Origin of the sequence: Duganella rhizosphaerae, from assembly GCF_040364205.1 — a bacterium.
Classification (GTDB): Bacteria; Pseudomonadota; Gammaproteobacteria; order Burkholderiales; family Burkholderiaceae_D; genus Rugamonas; species Rugamonas rhizosphaerae.
In genome coordinates, this window is sequence record NZ_BPWK01000023.1 from 47,381 (window position 1) to 62,530 (window position 15,150).

Below are 15,150 nucleotides of genomic sequence, written 5' to 3' on the forward strand. Positions count from 1 at the left end.
TGCAACCGGCCGATTATGCCGGAATTTGGCCTGGGCTAGCAATTCGTCCGATTGAGCAACGTCAGTACGGGTGCCGGCTATTTCACCTTGGCGCGCGGGTGGGCCTTGTCGTACACCTCGGCCAGGTGCTGGAAGTCCAGCGCGGTGTAGACCTGGGTCGAGCTGATGCTGGAGTGGCCCAGCATTTCCTGCACCGCCCGCAGGTCGCCCGACGATTGCAGCACGTGCGAGGCGAACGAGTGGCGCAGCATGTGTGGGTGCACATGCACCGGCGCGCCCTGGGCCACGCCATGGGCCTGCAAACGCTGCTGTATCACCCGCGGCGACACCCGCGTGCCGCGCGTGCTGAGGAACAGGGCGTTGCCGCCGTCCGAGGGCGCAGGCCGCACGGCGATCCAGGCCGCCAGCGCCTCCAGCGCGGCCGCGCCCACCGGCACCACGCGCTGCTTGTTGCCCTTGCCGGTGACGATGACTTCGCGGTTGTCCAGCGCCACCCAGCCCAGCGCGTCCTTGCCGGCGGCCAGGTCCAGCCCGGCCAGCTCGGACACCCGCAAGCCGCTGGAATACAACAGTTCGAACATGGCGCGGTTGCACAGCTCGGCCGCTTCCGGGGCCGCGCCGGCGTGCGGCCGCGCTGGCGCCACCAGTTGCACGGCGTCGTCCACCGACAGCGCGCGCGGCAGCGTGCGGGCGCGCTTGGGGGCGCGCACGCCCTGCACCGGGTTGGCCGCCAGCGCGGTCTGGCCGCCCAGCCAGTCGAAAAAGCCGCGCCAGCTGGACAGCTTGCGGGCGATCGAGCGCGGGTCGAGCGCGCGCGCGTGCAGCTTGGCGGTCAGGCGGCGGATGGTGAAATGGTCGAGCTGCTGCCAGTCCTGGCCGGCGGACAGCTTGGCCAATTCCTGGAGATCGCGCCCATAGGCGCTGACGGTGTGCGGCGACAGCCGGCGCTGGTCGCGCAGATGGGCCAGGTAAGCGTCGATCCAGGCCAGCTTGCTGTCTGGTTCGGCGCTCATGGCGGCGCTCAGGCCAGCAGCCAGGCCAGCGCGGTGCTGGTGGTTTCGCCGATGTGGACCAGGAAATCGGTGGCCATCAACGAGGTGAAGCGCGCCGGATCGGCCGAGCCCATGATCAGCAGGCCGAAGGCATGCTTGTTGCCGGGCTTGCGCAGCGGGATGATGACGGTGGAGGTGATGCCGGTGGCGTCCTGCAGCCAGCGCACCGCTTCGAAATCCTTGTTGGTGCCGCAGTATGGCGCCATCAGGCTGTTGGCGAAGATGCGCGCATCTTCCGACACGCCGTTGACGAACCATTCGCCGAGGTAGTCGGGGGCGGTGTCCCAGATGCGCAGCGTGACCTGCGGTACATCAAAACTGGACTTCAGGCCGCTGACCACGGCGTGTGGCATGGAACCCACATCTTCGGCTTCCAGCAGCACCTTGGTCCAGCGGTGGAATTTGTTGGCGATCGCTTCGTTTTCCGACGCCAGGCGCATCAAATTGCTCATGCGCAATTCCAGCGCCTTGTACTTGTCGCGCATCACTTCCATCTGGCGCTCTTGCAGCGATACGGCGCGTCCCGTCAGCGGGCTGGCCAGTTTGATTTCCCCCAGCAATTCAGCGTGCTCTTCGAAGAAATTCGGGTGTTCGGTCAGGTATTGCGCGACGAGGGTGTGATCCAGTGGGACAGTCATTGAGGTACTTTATTGGCGAGGTTGGAAAGGCACAGTCATTCTAAACGAAAAAAAACGGACATGGTTGCCCATGCCCGTCATTCCCCAACCCAAGCGCCGGCAGTTCTTGCCGACTGCGCGGCTTAGAAGTTGTGGTGGATACCGAGGCTGTAGAAATTCAGCGTGGTAGCTGCCTTCTTGTTCGAGGCATCAACATACAGATAGGTACGGGCCGACAGGTTGTAGTCGTAGCCGATCGACGCCTGCTTGGTCTTGACCAGGGCTGGGTTGCCCAGGCTGTTGTCCGGAGTCTTCTGGCCATAGCCAACGCGGATCAGGCCGGCGCCGACGGTGTAGTTGGCGCCCAGCAGCCATGCCTTGGTGTTTGGATTGATCAGCGTGCTGCTGCTCTGATCCTGCTTCTGGTAGGAGCCCATCAGTTTCAGCTCGTTGATCGGCTTGAACGATGCGCCAACCGACCACAGTTTGGTTTCGATGGCGTTCTTCTCGTAGGCGGCGTAGGCGGCGAACGGGCCGTTGGCGGCGGTGGCGCTCAGCGAGTAAGGCGTGGTCAGCGGGGCTGCGTTGGCCGCGAATTGCGGTGCGGCGGCGGTGCCCTTGCCGATGATGGCCGGGCTGTTGTTGGCTTCCTTGGCGGCGACGGTGACGTTGAGCTGGAAGATGTCGGCGATCATCGGGGTGTTATAGAACACCGCGTTCGAGAAGCGGTTGTTCGAGTTGCCGAGCGGGCTCAGCGGATCGCTGGTGTAGCCGGCCACTTGCAGGTCGGTCTGGTAGCCGGCCACGCCAGGCATGCCGCTCCATGGTTCGAAGGCGGTGCTGGTTTCCTGGAAGGCGGTCAGGCCACGGCCCAGGCGCACGGTACCGAAGTCGCCCTGCAGGCCGACGCGGCTCTGGCCCTGGAACAGTGGACGGCTGTTGGCGCCGGAGGTGTTTTCAATCGTGCCGGTGTCCGGCTCGTAGCGGATTTCCAGCTGGAAGATGGCCTTCAGGCCGCTGCCCAGATCTTCGATGCCTTTGAAACCGAGTTTGTTGTTGTCGCGTTTGCCGACCTGGGTGGTGGTGCCGGTGCGCTTGGAAATCCCTGCATCTACAGTGCCATAGATGGTCACGGACGACTGCGCGTATGCGCCAGCAAATACGCCCATGAGAGCCAGAGCCACTAAAGATTTTTTCATTTGAGTTATTCCTTTATGAGTGAACATGCATACATCCAAAGCTAGCAGGTCGCGTACTTCGACCCTTGGTTGGTAGGAACCTTAATATCCCGCCGGGTCAAAAACGCTGGAATGGTTGATTATGACGGCTAGTTTTGGTCGAAAGCCAAAGAAACCGGGCTTCTTGTTGTATTTTTGAAACGCTTGATTGGCAGGCCATGAGGGCCTGTTTCGCTATTATTTCCTTTCATTCAGGCATCAAAACAGCTCTAGCGTACAGGGCGAAGCGGGGTAGGGCGTTTGTGCGAAATCAAAGCGCTTTGCATATTGTTTAGTGTGTGGCGCGGATCGCACGCTACACTCATAAGCAGCAACGGTCATGCAGGCCGCATGGCCGTATCGCCACTTCGATGAATCGGACTAATAGTGAGACGATGGCTAATCGAGAAGAGTTAGGGATCATCCGGGGCGCGCGTGCGGGAGATGCGGTCTGTCAGCTGGCGTTGGGCAAGCTCTACCTGTTCGGCGGCGCCAGCTTGCCGCTCAGTCTGCCTACCGCCCTGCACTGGCTCAACCGCGCCGCGCTGCAGGAGCAGGATGAAGCCTGGATGTTGATCGGCAGCTACGTTCCCTTCGAACATGCCCAGCACTGCCTGCCGGCGGTGCTGTCCTGGTATGACCGCGCCTACGACGCCGGCGTCGAACAGGCCGGCCTGGTGCTGGCGCAACTGGTGTTGAACCGGGCGGCGGGGCAAGAAACGTCGCATTTGCGCGACAAGGCTTTGCGGGCGCTGGAGACGGCCGCGCGCAGCGGCTCGGCCGAAGCGCAATGGTTGCTGGCGCACCAGTCCGGCGCGCAGCCGCCGTCGTCGGCGCCGCTGGCGCCCCTGCCGTCGCGGCGCGGCCCGGGGCCGCATCGCGCCAGCGTCCGCCAGCAGTGGCTGGCGCGGGCTGCCGACAGCGGCCTGGCCGCCGCCCAGTACGCCGTGCTGGAGCAGGCCTGGCACGGCGACCGCGCGGCGTTTCTGCAACGCGCCTTGCCCTTGGCGCGCAAGCTGCTCGCCGACGCCCCGGCCGACGCCGAAGCGGCCCGTGCCGCCGACTGGCCGCTGGAACCGGCCCAACTGACCTTGCTGGCGCGCTGCGCCGAGCTGTTCGACAGCCACACGGAGCACCGGGACGCGCTGCATCACTGCCGCGAACTGGCCGCCCACGGCGGCGACCGCCACGCCCAGCTGGCGCTGGGCCTGTGGTTTGCCCGCATGGACGGCGACGGCAAGCGGCAGCTCAACGGCATCGCCGCCGTCAACTTCAAGCGCGCGATCCGCTGGCTGACCCAGGCCGGCGACCAGGGTCTGGCCGAAGCCTGGTATGCGCTGTCGCGGATTTATCTGAAACCGGAATTTTCGCAGCGCTGCGTGGCGGAAGCCCAGGCCTACCTGGAACGCGCGGCCGACATGGGGCATTGCGCCGCGCAGCTGGAGTGCGGCATGTACGCGTGGCGCAACCGCCGCACCGACGAACACAGCGACGTGCGCGCCGCCTACTGGTTGCAGAAGGCGGCGGCCCAGGGCTGCGAGGAAGCGGAAACGGCGCTGGCGCGCATCGCGGCGGCGCCCAAGGCGTCGGACTGGGCCGATGAGATTTTGTGTGGCAAGACGCGCGAAGCGCTGGAAAGCCAGCCCCTGCTGGCGGCGCGGCTGGAGTTGGCCGAGCTGTTCGGCCTGAGCCGGGCGGAAGCGCTGCTGCTGGATGTGAAGGCGGCCGACCAGGGCCATTGCCTGGTGGTGGATATCCGCGCCAGTTATGGCCGCAGCAAGCGGCGTCTGGTGCTGCTGCGCACCGCGCGCGAACGCCAGGCGCTGGACCGCATCGGCCGTCTGTTCGAGCATCTCGACAACGGCCCGGACGGCCTGGAGGGCAATTACCGCCAGCGCCTGTACCGGCTGAAGACCTGGCAACCGGCCGACGACGACCGGCTGGCGGCCTGAGTCGCCGCCTGAGTTGCCTCCTTAAATCTCGCGCCTTAAATCCCGCGCCTTAAATCTCGATCTCGCCTTCGAACACCGTCACCGCCGGGCCGGTCAGCCACACCGGCTGGCCCTCGCCCGCCCAGCTGATCGACAGCTGGCCGCCGCGCGCGTCGACCTGCACCGGGCTGTCCAGCAAGCCGCGGCGGATGCCGGCCACCACGGCCGCACAGGAGCCGGTGCCGCAAGCCAGGGTTTCGCCGACGCCGCGCTCGAACACGCGCAGCTTGATGTGGTGGCGGCCGACGATCTGCATGAAGCCGGCGTTGACCCGGTTGGGGAAGCGCGCGTGGTGCTCGATCAGCGGGCCGGTCAGTTCGACCGGGGCGGCGTCGACATCGTCGACGATCTGCACCGCGTGCGGATTGCCCATCGATACCACCGAAATCAGCACGCTCTCGCGCGCGCCGCCCAGTTCCAGCACCAGCGGCCACAGCGTGTCGTCGCCCTGGCGTTCGCCGTGCAGGCCGTCGGCGTCGAACGGCACGCGCTGCGGCTCGAGCACCGGCGCGCCCATGTCGACGGTGATGCTGCCGTCCGCTTCCAGGCGGGGCGCGATCACGCCGGCCTTGGTCTGCACCGTGATGCTGCGCTGCGCGGTCAGGCCTTTTTCCGCGACGAACTTGACGAAGGCGCGCGAGCCGTTGCCGCATTGCTCGACCTCGCCGCCGTCGGCGTTGAAGATGCGGTAGCGGAAATCGCAGCCGGCCTCGGTCGGTTTTTCCACCAGCAGGATCTGGTCGGCGCCCACGCCGAAGCGGCGGTCGCCCAGCAGCTGCCATTGCGCGGCCGAAAAGTCGATGTCCTGGTTGATGCCGTCGATGACCACGAAGTCATTGCCGGCGCCATGCATTTTGGTGAATTTGAGTTTCATCTGCTGCCTGTGTTGTTACTTGGAACGCTGGTACAGCGAAGCTTCGCCGTTCGGGCGCGTCTTGAACCGTTTATGCGTCCAGAAATATTCAGCCGGGGCTTCGCGCACGCGCTCCTCGATGAACTCGTTCATGCGGCGGGTGGCGGCAACCATGTCGGGACCAGGGTAATTGTCCCACACTGGATAGAATTTCACACGCCAGCCCTGGTAACCGGGCAGGAAGGTGGCGATCACCGGCATCACCTGGGCGCCGGTGGTGGCGGCGATGCGGGCGGTGGCGGTCAGCGTGGCCGCCTCGATGCCGAAGAAGGGCACGAACTCGGCGTCCTTTTCGCCGAAGTCCATGTCCGGCAGCATGAAGTAGGGCAGCTTGTCCCGCAGCGCCCGCAGGATGGGCTTGATGCCGTCCTGGCGGGTGAACAGCTTGACCGGCTTGAAGCGGGCGCGGCCGGCGCGCAGCACCTGGTCGAAGGCGGCGTTCTTTTGCTGCACGTACATGGACGAGGCGCTGGTCACCATCGCGATCGAGGCGCCGGCCACGTCCAGGCAGACGAAGTGCGGGCACAGCAGGATGGTCGGCCTGGCCGTCATTTCCTCCACCGGCACCGGGCCCGGCTCGATCCTGATCAGGCGCTTCAGCCTTGCCTCAGACGCCCACCACAGGATGCCGCGCTCCCACACGCTGCGCGAGTACGCCTGGAAGTGGCGGCGGGCGATGACGGTGCGTTCGGCCTCGCTCAGCTCCGGCATGCACAGGCGCAGATTGGTCAGCGTGATATGGCGGCGCGCACGCATCACCAGGAACAGCAGGCTGCCGACGGCGTCGCCGAAACGGCCCAGCACCGGCAGCGGCAGCCAGTGCAGCAGCCACATGATTCCTAACAGCAGCTTCATGCCTGTTCTCCCGAGGAGGGCGTAGAGTCGGGCGCATCGATGCCGGCCGGCACCTTGTAGCGGTTGTAGCTCCAGAAATACTGGGTCGGGCTGCGCGCGATCAGGCGCTCCATCGCGTGGTTGATGGCCTGCGCCTGCTCGGCGGCGCTGCCGTCCAAGGTGCCGTCGAAGGGCACGAAGCGGATCACATAGCCCTTGCCGCCCGGCAGGCGCTCGGCATAGGTGACGATGACGGTGGCGTCGCCCAGCTGCGCCAGCTTGGCCGGCAAGGTCATGGTGTAGGCGGCGCGGCCGAAGAACGTGGCCCACACGCCTTCGCCTTCCTGCGGCACCTGGTCCGGCAGCAGGCCGATCGGCTTGCCTTTCTTGAGGCACTTGGCCAGCATGCGCACGCCGGACATATTGGCCGGCGCCAGCAGCAGGTTGTCGCGCGCGCGGGCGCCTTCGATCAGCGGCTTCAGCGCGGCTTTCTTGGGCGGGCGGTACATCACCATCAGCTCGGTGCGCAGCGCGATTTCCTGCGCGACGATTTCAAAGCAGCCCAGGTGGGGCGTCAGGAACACGATGCCGCGGCCGGCATCGAGTTCGGCTTGGACGATGGCCCAGTTCTCGTCGGTGGCGTGGCGCGACACGCGCTCCGGCTTGGCGCACCAGATGAAGGGCAGCTCGACGATGCTCTTGCCGGCCTCGGAGATGGCGGCCGACAGGTGACGGGAATAGCCGGCCTGCGCCATGTTGTCGCGCATGCGGCGGCGGTAGGAAGGCGAGCTCAGGTAGACCAGCCAGCCCAGCGCCGCGCCCAATGCGTGTAGAAACGGCAACGGGAAGATTGAGAGAAATCGAAAAATTGGTACAAGCATGAGTAATTCGTCTAATAGAAGGGTATTTTGGCTTCTGTTGCTCTGCCAAAATTTTTTAAGAAGCGTAAAATAACACGTATGGAGTATCCGCTGAGTTAACAGACAACTTGCGAAGCGGAATATAAATATCGCTAAAGCGTCGCAAGCCGTATTGGTGAGCGACAAAACATTCTCAACCAGTATCAGGAGCTTGCGATGTCAAACGATTATCTTTTCACTTCCGAATCCGTTTCGGAAGGCCACCCGGACAAGGTTGCCGACCAAATTTCCGACGCGATTCTGGACGCCATCCTGGCCCAGGACCCGAAAGCCCGCGTTGCCGCAGAAACCCTGTGCAACACCGGCCTGGTGGTGCTGGCCGGTGAGATCACCACCTTCGCCAACGTTGATTATATTCAAGTTGCGCGCGAAACCATCAAACGCATCGGCTACGACAACACCGACTACGGCATCGACTACAAGGGTTGCGCCGTGCTGGTGGCCTACGACAAGCAGTCGCCGGACATCGCCCAGGGCGTGGACGAAGGCGCGGGGATTGACCTGGATCAAGGCGCCGGCGACCAGGGCCTGATGTTCGGCTACGCCTGCGACGAAACGGCGGAACTGATGCCGGCGGCGATCCACTACGCGCACCGCCTGGTCGAGCGCCAGTCGCAGCTGCGCAAGGACGGCCGCCTGCCGTGGCTGCGTCCGGATGCCAAATCGCAAGTCACGCTGCGTTACGTCAACGGCCGTCCGGTCTCGGTCGACACCGTCGTGCTGTCGACCCAGCACGCGCCGGAAATGCAGCACAAGCAGATCGAAGAAGCGGTGATCGAAGAGATCATCAAGCAGGTGTTGCCGCGCGAGTGGCTGGTCGACACCAAATACCTGGTCAACCCGACCGGCCGCTTCGTCATCGGCGGTCCTCAGGGTGATTGCGGCCTGACTGGCCGCAAGATCATCGTCGACACCTACGGCGGCGCCAGCCCGCACGGCGGCGGCGCCTTCTCCGGCAAGGATCCTACGAAAGTGGACCGTTCGGCCGCCTACGCCGCCCGCTACGTGGCCAAGAACGTGGTGGCCGCGGGTCTGGCGCGCCAGTGCCAGGTGCAGGTCAGCTACGCCATCGGCGTGGCGCGTCCGATCAACATCACGGTCTACACCGAAGGCACGGGCGTGATCCCGGACGACAAGATCGCCGCGCTGGTGATGGAGCATTTCGACCTGCGTCCGAAAGGCATCGTGCAGATGCTGGACCTGCTGCGTCCGATCTACGCCAAGACCGCCGCCTACGGCCACTTCGGCCGCGAAGAGCCGGAATTCACGTGGGAACGCACCGACAAGGCCGCGATCCTGCGCGCCGCAGCCGGCCTGAAGTAATCTCGCCGCACTGAACGACAACGCCCCGCATGCCGGGGCGTTGTCGCATCTGGTCGCATCCGGAGCGCTTATGTCGGCCGCTTCGGCGGCGGCGGTATCGGATTGGGCGGTTCGTAGCGGCGGCGGGGGGTGTCTTTCAGTATCATGGTTCCTCCTACTCTTGTCGGCCCAGTGCGTGATTGACGGCGGCTTGCGTCTTGACGCGCAGCGGTTGCGTCAGCAGCAGGTCGTACGGGAATTTGCCGACTTCGGTGCCGTACTTGGTCCTGAAAGCCAGCAGTTTCTTCTCGAACTCCACAACGGAAAAGTTCGGGTTGACCTTCATCCGCACGATCAGCGAACCGATATCGATGACCAGCGCGCCGAGGCTGACGGCGGATGTGGCGTGCGCCTGCACCTTCTCGGCCACCGACAATTGCCGCGACACGATGGCGAGCAGGGCGCTGGCCGAGGTGAACATCGGCCATAAAAAAGTATAGTCGCTATTTTTCCAGAATACGAGGCCGGCCAGCGCCGCGCCGCCCGAGGAGATCGCCACGGCGATCTTGGTGATGCTGTCCAGCCATACCCAGCGCGCCAGCAAGGCCGTCTTGAGTTCGCCGGCATAGCTGGAGCGGTACAGCAGATCCTGGGCTTCATTCCAGATCGCATCGCGTGAATCGATAGTCATGATGGCGCACCGTCTGAAAAATCCAGCGTAGCCGGTGTTGCGGCGCTTGATTTGATCCACCACAAGTGGGACTTTATTGGCGGCGCAGTTCACCATTCCGGCCCAACGGTGCTAAAATGCGGCTTCCGAGGAGCGTTGCGACGAATCACAATTCGCCAGGCTCGGAGTCCCAAACCGCGCTCACGTTACTTTTTTCAACACATGAAAGGAGGGCGTGATGAACGCCGTACTCAAATCCGCACAAGACTTCCTGGTCGCCGACATTTCCCTGGCCGCCTGGGGCGACAAAGAAATCAAGATTGCCGAAACCGAAATGCCTGGCCTGATGGCCATCCGTGAGGAATTCGCCGCGTCGCAACCGCTCAAGGGCGCGCGCATCACCGGTTCGCTGCACATGACCATCCAGACCGCCGTGCTGATCCAGACGCTGGAAGCGCTGGGCGCCAAGGTCCGTTGGGCATCGTGCAACATCTACTCGACCCAGGACCACGCCGCCGCCGCCATCGCCGCCGCCGGCACCCCGGTGTTCGCCATCAAGGGCGAAACCCTGGACGAATACTGGGACTACACCCACCGCATCTTCGAATGGCCGGCCGACGCCGCCGGCAACGCGGTCTACTCGAACATGATCCTCGACGACGGCGGCGACGCCACGCTGCTGCTGCACCTGGGCGCGCGCGCTGAAAAAGACATCTCGGTGCTGGCCGCTCCCGGTTCGGAAGAAGAGATCTGCCTGTTCAACGCCATCAAGGCCCACCTGGCGATCGACCCGCTGTGGTACTCCAAGCGCCTGCCGCAGATCCTGGGCGTGACCGAGGAAACCACCACCGGCGTGCACCGCCTGTACCAGATGCACAAGGAAGGCAAGCTGGCCTTCCCTGCGATCAACGTCAACGACTCCGTCACCAAGTCCAAATTCGACAACCTGTACGGTTGCCGCGAATCGCTGGTCGACGGCATCAAGCGCGCCACCGACGTGATGATCGCCGGTAAGGTCGCCGTGATCGCCGGTTACGGTGACGTCGGCAAGGGCTCGGCGCAAGCCATGCGCGCACTGTCGGCGCAAGTGTGGGTCACCGAAATCGATCCGATCTGCGCACTGCAGGCCGCGATGGAAGGCTACCGCGTTGTGACGATGGACTACGCCGCCGAACACGGCGACATCTTCGTCACCTGCACCGGCAACTATCACATCCTGACCGAGAAGCACATGCTGGCCATGAAGGACCAGGCCATCGTCTGCAACATCGGCCACTTCGACAACGAGATCGATGTCGCCGCGCTGAAGAAGTACACCTGGGACAACATCAAGCCGCAGGTCGACCACGTGATCTTCCCGTCGGGCAAGCGCATCATCCTGCTGGCCGAAGGCCGCCTGGTCAACCTGGGTTGCGGCACCGGCCATCCGTCGTACGTGATGTCGTCGTCGTTCGCCAACCAGACCATCGCCCAGATCGAGCTGTTCGCCAACACCGACAAGTATCCAGTCGGCGTGTACGTGCTGCCTAAGCACCTGGACGAGAAAGTGGCGCGCCTGCAGTTGAAGAAACTGAACGCGCAACTGACCGTGCTGACCGAAGAGCAAGCGGCCTACATCGGCGTGTCGCAAGCCGGCCCGTACAAGCCAGACCACTACCGTTATTAATCTGCCGGTATGAAACGGGGCCGGCATGTTAGCCGGCCCCGTTTTTATCCAGTCCTTTTTTGCAGCGAGTTCATTTTATGCGTTTGGTCCTTACCTGGTTAATCAATGCAATTGCCTTGCTGGCAGTTCCCTACCTGATGCATTCCGTCGATGTCACAAGCATAGGCGCAGCCCTCGTCGCGGCTCTTGTACTGGGCCTGGTCAATACGCTGATACGCCCCGTGCTGTTGTTGCTGACGCTGCCCGTGACCGTGGTGTCGCTGGGCCTGTTCATCTTCATCATCAACGGCTTCATGTTCTGGCTGGTCGCCCAATGGGTGGACGGCTTCCACGTCGATAGCTTCGCGTCGGCGATCGGTGGCGCACTGTTGTACAGCGTGATTTCCTGGGCCCTGTCTACCTTACTTTTGAAGAAGTCAGATGGCTAATCATAATTTCAGTATCGAATTCTTTCCGCCCAAGACGGCGGAGGGGGCGGAAAAGCTGCGCGTCACGCGCGCCAAGCTGTCCGAGCTCAAGCCCAAATATTTTTCCGTGACCTTCGGCGCCGGCGGCAGCACGCAGCGCGGCACGCTCGACACCGTGGTGGAAATCCTCGCCGCCGGTGAAGACGCCGCGCCGCACCTGTCCTGCGTCGGCGGCACGCGCGAATCGATCCGCGAGATCCTCACGGAGTTCAAGGCCCACAACATCAAGCGCATCGTCGCGCTGCGCGGCGATCTGCCGAGCGGCTACGGCGCGGCCGGCGAGTTCCGCTACGCGAACGAGCTGGTGGAGTTCATCCGCCAGGAGACCGGCGAATGGTTCCACATCGAAGTAGCGGCCTATCCGGAAGTGCACCCGCAGGCCAAGTCGCCGCAGGACGACCTGCTGGCGTTCGAGCGCAAGGTGAAGGCCGGCGCCAATGCCGCCATCACCCAGTACTTCTACAACGCCGACGCCTACTTCCAGTTCGTCGACCAGACCCGCAAGATCGGCATCGACGTGCCCATCGTGGCCGGCATCATGCCGATCACGAACTACACGCAGCTGATGCGCTTCTCGGACATGTGCGGCGCCGAGATCCCGCGCTGGGTGCGATTGAAGCTGGCCAGCTTCGGCGACGACAGCGCCTCGATCAAGGCCTTCGGCCTGGACGTGGTGACGGCGCTGTGCGAACGCCTGCTGGCGGGCGGCGCGCCCGGCCTGCACTTCTACAGCATGAACCAGGCCGCGGCCACCACCGCGCTGTGGCAGCGTTTGGTTTAACCCCGCAAACCGCAGCTGTGGGGTCGGACCCCGTACGGGGTCCGACCCCTGTGGCCGCAGTGCGGGTTAGACGGCACTGGCTTCGGTGATGATGCGGTCCAGCGCCACATCGTGACCGTCGCTGTCGAACCGTATCTGCAGGCACTGGTAGGCTATCCCCAGTGTCTGCGGACGCGGTGAGCGCGCCAGCGTGCGGTCGTAGAAGCCGCCGCCATATCCCAGCCGGTAGCCCTGCGGATTGAATCCCAGGCACGGCACCAGCAACGCCGGCGGATACGCCTGCTGCAAGCGCAGCTCGGCCGGCACCGCCACCCCCATCGCATCCTTGACCATCGCCTCGCCGATGCGCCATTCGGCAAACTCCAGCGCCGCATGTTTTTCCACCACCACCGGCAGCAGCAACCGCGCCCCCAGGCGCGCCAGTTCAGCGTAGGCCGCCTGCAGATCCGGCTCGTCGCGCAGCGGCCAGTACACGCCCAACGCCGCCGGCTGCGCCGCCTTCCACCAGTCAACGACCTGCGCGCCGATCGCATGGTCCCACGCGGCGCGGGTGGCGGCGTCCAAAGCGCGCCGCGCAGTCAACAATTGCTTGCGTAAATCGGCCTTTTGCGGGGCTGGCGGGGCTGGTGGTGCGGTCGTGGCGCGTGGTATTCTAGGGTCGCTGGTCATAGGTTCAGATTTTCAAGACTTTAGAGAGTTGCACATTGATTTCCGCTTTAAAATGGATTGCCGGCGCCGCCGCCTTTGCTGCCGTGGCCATGAGCTCCCTGGCCCACGCCGACGACCTTGGCGATGACGGCCGCAGGGCGGACGATTCCTTCCTGCTGCTGCGCGACGCCGTGCGCCAGGACGATGCATCCAAGGCCGATTTCTACGCCGCCCGCCTGGGCGATTATTCCATTCCGTCTTACGTCGATTATTATCGGCTGAAACCGCGCCTGAAGGATGCTTCGCAAGCGGAAATCCGCGATTTCATGAAACGCTACGAAGGCCAGGCCATCGTCGACCGCCTGCGCAACGACTGGCTGCTGGAGCTGGGCCGCAAGCGCGACTGGGCCACCTTCGACGAGCAGCTGCCGCTGTTCGTGCTGAACGACGACACCCAGGTCAAATGCTACGCGCTGCAATCGCGCGCACTCAAGGGCCAGAAGGTGGCGAGCGAAGCGCGCGAGCTGCTCACCGCGCCGAACGGCTACGGCGAAGCCTGCGCGGGCCTGATCGCCACGCTGTACCAGGCCGGCCAGTTCAACCTCGACGACCTGTACGCGCAGCTGCGCCTGTCCGGCGAGTACAACGCCACCGGCCAGGCGCGCCGCATCGTCGCGCTGCTGGACGGGAACGAGAAGAAGGCGGTGCAGGCGGTCGACCTGCCGGCCATCGCGCTGGCCAAGGGTGTGGGCAGCGGCCGCGTCGAACACGAAATCTACATCGTCGCCATCGGCCGCATGGCCAAGACCAGCACCAAGCTGGCGGTGCTGGCGCTGAACAAGGCCGCGTCCAAACTGAGCCCGCAGGAACAGCAGGAAGCGTGGGCCGCGGTGGCGCTGCAATCGTCGTATTCGCTGTCGCAGGAGACCACCGAGTACTGGCAGAAATCGAACGGCGCCGCGCTGTCGATCGACCAGATTCAATGGAAGACCCGCATCGCGCTGCGCAACGGCGACTGGAAGCAGGTGGAGAAGAACATCCGCGCCATGCCGTCCGCGCTGCGCGCCGATCCGGCCTGGGTCTACTGGCTGGGCCGCGCGCTGATGGTGCAGGCGGGCTCCATCCAGGCCACCGGCGAAGCGATGCAGCTGTTCCGCAGCATCTCGGACCAGTCCAACTTCTACGGCCAGCTGGCGCTGGAGGAAACCGGCAAGCTGGTGACCATTCCGCTACCGGGCCTGCCGATCGGCCAGGCCGAAATCGCGCCGATCGCGGCCAATCCGAACTTCCAGCGCGCCATCAAGTTCTTCAGCATGCGCCTGCGTTTCGAAGGCACGCGCGAATGGAACTGGGGCCTGCGCGGCTTGAGCGAACGCGAACACCTGGCCGCCGCCGAATTCGCGCGCCAGAACAATATCCTCGACCGCATGGTCAACACCTCGGACCGCACCCGCATCCAGGTCGACTATACGCAGCGCTTCCCGGCGCCGCACATCGACATCATGCACCCGACCACGCAGACGCTGGGCCTGGACAAGGCCTGGGTGTACGGCCTGATACGCCAAGAGTCGCGCTTCATCATGGACGCGCAATCGCACGTCGGCGCCTCGGGCCTGATGCAGGTGATGCCGTCCACCGGCCGCTGGGTGGCCAAGAAGATCGGCCTGAGCGACTTCGCGCAGGAGATGCTGAGCGACGTGCGCACCAACATCCTGCTGGGCGCGAACTACCTGAACATGGTGCTGGGGAATATGGACGGCTCGCAGGTGCTGGCCACCGCCGCCTACAACGCCGGGCCGGGCCGCCTGCGCTCGTGGCGTTCGGCCTTGACCAAACCGATGGACAGCGCGGTCTTCATCGAATCGATCCCGTTCGTCGAAACCCGCACCTATGTCAAGAACGTGATGTCGAACACCACCTATTACGCGGCGCTGTTTGAAGGCCGCCCGCAATCGTTGAAGGCGCGCCTGGGCACCGTCGCGCCGAGAGGCTACACCGAACAGGAACAGCAGGAATCGAGCTTCGGCTCGCGCTGAAGGTTCACGCTAAACACTACAACAACCTTGGACGCA

The 15,150-nt window shown here is 64.2% G+C and carries 14 protein-coding genes and 1 riboswitch; of the genes, 6 read left to right on the forward strand and 8 right to left on the reverse strand.

What is annotated here, in order from left to right:
- Nucleotides 1–77 precede the first annotated feature (77 nt).
- The 3 genes from xerC to RUGAMON1_RS30750 all read right to left on the reverse strand — a co-directional run bounded on the left by xerC (nt 78) and on the right by RUGAMON1_RS30750 (nt 2,868).
- Nucleotides 78–1,013: a tyrosine recombinase XerC gene (gene xerC, locus RUGAMON1_RS30740; protein WP_445234075.1), complete on the reverse strand. Its 936-nt coding sequence runs from the start codon at nt 1,011–1,013 to the stop codon at nt 78–80.
- Between the two features lie 8 nt (nt 1,014–1,021).
- Nucleotides 1,022–1,690, reverse strand: a complete 669-nt coding sequence (locus RUGAMON1_RS30745) for a DUF484 family protein (protein ID WP_445234076.1) — start codon at nt 1,688–1,690, stop codon at nt 1,022–1,024.
- 122 nt (nt 1,691–1,812) lie between these two features.
- Nucleotides 1,813–2,868, reverse strand: a complete 1,056-nt coding sequence (locus RUGAMON1_RS30750) for a porin (RefSeq protein WP_445234077.1) — start codon at nt 2,866–2,868, stop codon at nt 1,813–1,815.
- Between the two features lie 413 nt (nt 2,869–3,281).
- Between RUGAMON1_RS30750 and RUGAMON1_RS30755 the strand changes: the two genes are divergently transcribed.
- Entirely contained in the window at nt 3,282–4,838 is a 1,557-nt protein-coding gene (locus RUGAMON1_RS30755) for a tetratricopeptide repeat protein (RefSeq protein ID WP_445234078.1), read from the forward strand.
- Nucleotides 4,839–4,887: 49 nt separating this feature from the next.
- Here RUGAMON1_RS30755 and dapF read toward each other — a convergent pair whose 3' ends face one another.
- The 3 genes from dapF to RUGAMON1_RS30770 are packed head-to-tail and all read right to left on the reverse strand — an operon-like array spanning nt 4,888 to nt 7,505.
- Nucleotides 4,888–5,751, reverse strand: a complete 864-nt coding sequence (gene dapF / locus RUGAMON1_RS30760; protein ID WP_445234079.1) for a diaminopimelate epimerase — start codon at nt 5,749–5,751, stop codon at nt 4,888–4,890.
- A gap of 15 nt (nt 5,752–5,766) precedes the next feature.
- Complete coding sequence (locus RUGAMON1_RS30765) at nt 5,767–6,645, reverse strand: LpxL/LpxP family acyltransferase (protein WP_445234080.1); 879 nt, start codon at nt 6,643–6,645, stop codon at nt 5,767–5,769.
- Nucleotides 6,642–7,505: a lysophospholipid acyltransferase family protein gene (locus RUGAMON1_RS30770; RefSeq protein ID WP_445234081.1), complete on the reverse strand. Its 864-nt coding sequence runs from the start codon at nt 7,503–7,505 to the stop codon at nt 6,642–6,644. Before RUGAMON1_RS30770 ends, RUGAMON1_RS30765 begins: the two co-directional genes overlap by 4 nt.
- A 195-nt stretch (nt 7,506–7,700) precedes the next feature.
- Here RUGAMON1_RS30770 and metK point away from each other — a divergent pair, with 195 nt between their 5' ends.
- On the forward strand, nt 7,701–8,867 hold the full coding sequence (metK, locus tag RUGAMON1_RS30775) for a methionine adenosyltransferase (RefSeq protein WP_116993739.1): 1,167 nt from the start codon (nt 7,701–7,703) through the stop codon (nt 8,865–8,867).
- Nucleotides 8,868–9,021: 154 nt separating this feature from the next.
- On the opposite strand, the gene RUGAMON1_RS30780 is transcribed toward metK, so the two are convergent.
- Nucleotides 9,022–9,537 (reverse strand): hypothetical protein, encoded by a 516-nt coding sequence (locus tag RUGAMON1_RS30780; RefSeq protein WP_445234082.1) that lies wholly within the window; start codon nt 9,535–9,537, stop codon nt 9,022–9,024.
- 122 nt (nt 9,538–9,659) lie between these two features.
- Nucleotides 9,660–9,726: riboswitch (S-adenosyl-L-homocysteine riboswitch) on the forward strand.
- Between the two features lie 28 nt (nt 9,727–9,754).
- Here RUGAMON1_RS30780 and ahcY point away from each other — a divergent pair.
- The 3 genes from ahcY (at nt 9,755) to metF (ending at nt 12,430) form a co-directional block, all read left to right on the forward strand.
- On the forward strand, nt 9,755–11,182 hold the full coding sequence (gene ahcY / locus RUGAMON1_RS30785) for an adenosylhomocysteinase (RefSeq protein WP_445234083.1): 1,428 nt from the start codon (nt 9,755–9,757) through the stop codon (nt 11,180–11,182).
- A 77-nt stretch (nt 11,183–11,259) separates the two neighbouring features.
- The gene (locus RUGAMON1_RS30790; protein ID WP_026334838.1) at nt 11,260–11,610 is read left to right on the forward strand and encodes a phage holin family protein; all 351 of its coding nucleotides are present in this window, start codon (nt 11,260–11,262) and stop codon (nt 11,608–11,610) included.
- Nucleotides 11,603–12,430: a methylenetetrahydrofolate reductase [NAD(P)H] gene (gene metF, locus RUGAMON1_RS30795; RefSeq protein WP_445234084.1), complete on the forward strand. Its 828-nt coding sequence runs from the start codon at nt 11,603–11,605 to the stop codon at nt 12,428–12,430. Before RUGAMON1_RS30790 ends, metF begins: the two co-directional genes overlap by 8 nt.
- 66 nt (nt 12,431–12,496) lie before the next feature.
- Here the strand turns inward: metF and RUGAMON1_RS30800 are convergent, their stop codons facing one another.
- Nucleotides 12,497–13,099: a 5-formyltetrahydrofolate cyclo-ligase gene (locus RUGAMON1_RS30800; RefSeq protein ID WP_445234085.1), complete on the reverse strand. Its 603-nt coding sequence runs from the start codon at nt 13,097–13,099 to the stop codon at nt 12,497–12,499.
- An 89-nt stretch (nt 13,100–13,188) separates the two neighbouring features.
- Here RUGAMON1_RS30800 and RUGAMON1_RS30805 point away from each other — a divergent pair, with 89 nt between their 5' ends.
- A complete protein-coding gene (locus RUGAMON1_RS30805; protein ID WP_445234086.1) occupies nt 13,189–15,114 on the forward strand; it encodes a lytic transglycosylase domain-containing protein in 1,926 nt (641 codons plus the stop codon).
- Nucleotides 15,115–15,150: the final 36 nt, after the last annotated feature.